We start from the raw sequence: 2,244 nt of genomic DNA, 5'->3' as shown, positions 1-2,244 counted from the left end.
CAGAACGAGGGCCCGGATCCATAAGGATCCGGGCCCTCGTCGTGTGTCGAGGTGACGGGGGGCATCGAAGAGCGGTACGGAGGGGGCGAGTTGGTGTGAGGCGTGTTTGACTTGTCTCTCTGTGGGCATGTCGACAAAACGCTGAGTGACCTCACTGGCTGCGGTATACCAGGTGTGCTCGGGTTGCGGGTGGTGCGACGATGGTATTTATGGGGGACAGGGCAACTCTGTTGGAGACAGGGCGGTTTGTGCAGCGGCACGCCAGAAACGCCGCGGACGAGATCATCGAGGCAGTGGGGGCCGTCGATGCGGCCGTCGACACCACCGCCGAGACCGATGCCGACACCGAGAACGAGACGGAAACCGAGAGCGAGGCGCGGCACCGACGCGCGGCCGAGCGCGGAGACCTCGCCTCGATGAGCGCGCTCGGCGCGCTGCTGCTGCGCCGCGGTGACCTCGACGGCGCGGAGCCCTTCCTGCGCGGCGCCACCGCCGAAGGGGACCGGGCCGCCGCGAACAACCTGGGCGTCCTGCTCCACCAGCGGGGATACGCCGAAGAGGCCGCCGGCTGGTGGCGGGTCGCCGCCGTCGCCGGCTCCGCGCCCGCCGCCCACGCCCTCGGCCGCCACCACCGCGAGCGCGGGGACGAGCCGGCCGCCGAGTACTGGCTGCGCCAGGCCGCCGAGCAGGGCCACGCCCTCGGCGCCTACGCCCTCGCCGACCTCCTGGAGCACCGCAGCGACGTCGGCGCCGAGCGCTGGCTGCGCGCCGCCGCCGAGCAGGGCCACCGCGAGGCCGCCTACCGTCTCGCCCTGGCCCTGGAGCGCCGTGTGACCGAACCGGTCCGCGGCCCGCACGACGGCGGCCGCGGGCCGCACGACACCGGTTCCCGGCTCCGGGTGCCCGGTGGTGCGGCTGTGGTCGCCCCGGCGGCCCCGACGGCCCCGGCGCCCGGCGGCGTCACGGACCCCACGCCGCCGAAGAGCGAGCTCACCGAGGCCGAGCAGTGGTTCCGGCAGGCCGCCGCCCGCGGGCACCGCCGTGCCGCGCTGCACCTCGGCGCGATCCTGGAGAAGCGCGGCGAGCTCAAGGAGGCCGGCCGCTGGTACCTCAGCTCCGCCAAGGAGGGCGAGGCCAAGGCCGCCTGCGCCCTCGGCTTCCTCCTCCGCGACGCCGGCGACCAGGAGAGCGCCGCCGTGTGGTGGCTGCGCGCCGCCCAGGACGGCGACGGCAACGCCGCCAACGCCCTCGGAGCGCTGCACGCGGCCCGGGGCGAGCAGCAGACCGCCGAGCGCTGGTACCGCGCCGCCATGGACGCGGGCGATGTGAACGGGGCGTACAACCTCGGGCTGCTCTGCGCCGCCCAGGACCGGATCCCGCAGGCCGAGCAGTGGTACCGCCGTGCCGCCTACGCGGGCCACCGCGAGGCCGCCAACGCGCTCGCCGTGCTGCTCCTCCAGGCCGGCGACGCGAACGGCGCCGAGCCGTGGTTCTCCAAGGCCGCCGAGGCCGGCAGCGTGGACGCCGCCTTCAACCTGGGCATCCTCCACGCGGGCCGCGACGACGACCGCACGGCCCTCGTCTGGTACGAGCGCGCCGCCGCCGCCGGGCACACCGAGGCCGCCCTCCAGGTCGGCATCGCCGCCCTGCGCGACGGCGACGAGCGGACCGCCGAGCGGCACCTGCGGTGCGCGGCCGGCGGCGGCAGCGCCGAGGCCGCCTTCCGGCTGGCCACGGTCCTCGACGCGCGCCGCCCCGACCCCGGCCCCGCCGTGCTCGGCGCGCCCCGGGAGGAGAAGAGCGAGTGCGAGGAGTGGTACGAGCGGGCCGCCCAGCAGGGCCACCGGCGCGCCCAGGTGCGGGTCGGGATGCTCGCGGCCGGCCGCGGCGACCTCGCCGAGGCCGACCGCTGGTACCGCGAGGCGGCGGAGGCGGGCAGCCGTAACGGTGCCTTCAACCTCGGGCTGCTTCTCGCCCGCGAGGGCAGCGAGCGCGAGGCCGCGCTCTGGTGGACCCGGGCCGCCCGGGCCGGCCACGGCCGCGCCGCCCTCCGGCTCGCGCTGCTCGCGGCGCGCCGGGGCGAGCTCACCGAGGGGCGGCACTGGTGCGCCCGTGCGGTGGAGCTGGGTCCGGCGGAGGTCGCCGAGCGCGCGGCCCGGCTGAGCGAGGCGCTGCACCAGGAGCTCACCGCGTAGGGCTTCGTGTGCTTCGGTTAATGGATTTGCACTGGTCGAGGGCCGTCCC

The 2,244-nt window shown here is 76.3% G+C and carries 1 protein-coding gene; it reads left to right on the top strand.

Features of this window, described 5'->3' with window-relative positions; all coding sequences use genetic code 11:
- Window positions 1–200 precede the first annotated feature (200 nt).
- Window positions 201–2,195 (top strand): tetratricopeptide repeat protein, encoded by a 1,995-nt coding sequence (locus SGA01_RS40620; protein ID WP_141303445.1) that lies wholly within the window; start codon window positions 201–203, stop codon window positions 2,193–2,195.
- Window positions 2,196–2,244: the final 49 nt, after the last annotated feature.

This window comes from Streptomyces gardneri, assembly GCF_006539185.1.
GTDB classification, from domain to species: domain Bacteria; phylum Actinomycetota; class Actinomycetes; order Streptomycetales; family Streptomycetaceae; genus Streptomyces; species Streptomyces gardneri.
The sequence above is the reverse complement of the archived record's forward strand: the minus strand, read 5'-3'. Positions and strand labels throughout refer to the sequence as shown.

Coding starts and splice junctions, on each gene's coding strand:
- SGA01_RS40620 (WP_141303445.1), top strand. CDS start 201: ATGGTATTTATGGGGGACAGGGCAACTCTGTTGGAGACAGGGCGGTTT.